The sequence below is a fragment of the Caulobacter sp. CCH9-E1 genome (genome assembly GCF_001556515.1).
Taxonomy (GTDB): Bacteria; Pseudomonadota; Alphaproteobacteria; order Caulobacterales; family Caulobacteraceae; genus Caulobacter.
Genome location: NZ_LSJA01000206.1, coordinates 1 through 981, shown reverse-complemented (window position 1 = coordinate 981; position 981 = coordinate 1). Strand labels below are relative to the sequence as shown.

Below are 981 nucleotides of genomic sequence, written 5' to 3'. Positions count from 1 at the left end.
GCGATCTAGTTTTCAGAAACTGATCGAGGTCAAGGTCGAGTGCTTCGTATTCCTCCAAACAAACATCGCGACGAAAATTAGAGAGTCGCCACTTCTGGGGATAGATGATGAAGACGCTTATTCTTTCGGCCATCGCGGCGACGGCTCTGGCTGGCGGCGTGGCGCACGCTGAGGACTTCTCGCCGAACGCCAAGGGCGATTTCATCGTCCATGCGCGTATCACCCAAGTCGCGCCGGACAAGGATGCGGCCATCCTGACCGCCGCGGGCGCGGCCACGGGCCTGAAGGCTCTCGTCAAGGACGACATCAAGCCGACCCTGGGCTTCACCTACTTCCTGACCGACAAGGTCGCCGTCGAAGCCATCCTGGGCACCACCGAACACGACATCCGCGCTCAAGGCGGTACGACGGACGTCCTGGTCCACAAGACCTGGGTGCTGCCGCCGGTCGTGACCCTGCAGTATCACCCGCTGCCCGCCGCTCGCGTCAGCCCCTATGTTGGCGCTGGCATCAACTACATGCTGTTCTACAGCGGCAAGAACAAGAACGGCTTCACCGTGAAGCTCGACGACGGCTTCGGCTATGCTCTGCAGGCCGGCGTCAACGTCAAGATGAAGAACAACTGGATGCTGAACGCCGACATCAAGAAGGTCTATTTCAGCACCGACGCCAAGATCAACGGCGGCGCCCTGAAGACCAAGGTCGACCTGGATCCGCTGGTCTCGTCGATCGGCTTCAGCCGCAAGTTCTAAGAACGACAACGCATCGCCGGTTCGCCGGCGGCGCGCGATCCAAGGCTCGGCCCCGCAAGGGCCGGGCCTTGTTTGCGTTAGCTCTTCAGGCTGGTTGCCGGCCGACGTCCGAGGCATGATGGACGCGCGATCCTCGGCGTCTCGCCGAAGGTCGATTGGGAGTGCTTCGCGCGTCATGTTCCACCGTCCGTCGCAGCACAAGCAGTTTGGGGTTTTCCTGCCGGTCGCC

Annotated in this window: 1 protein-coding gene; it reads left to right on the top strand. The window is 61.6% G+C overall.

Features of this window, described 5'->3' with window-relative positions:
• Positions 1-107 precede the first annotated feature (107 nt).
• Entirely contained in the window at positions 108-752 is a 645-nt protein-coding gene (locus AX690_RS12350) for an OmpW family outer membrane protein (protein WP_066685551.1), read from the top strand.
• Positions 753-981 lie beyond the last annotated feature (229 nt).

Coding starts and splice junctions, on each gene's coding strand:
- AX690_RS12350 (WP_066685551.1), top strand. CDS start 108: ATGAAGACGCTTATTCTTTCGGCCATCGCGGCGACGGCTCTGGCTGGC.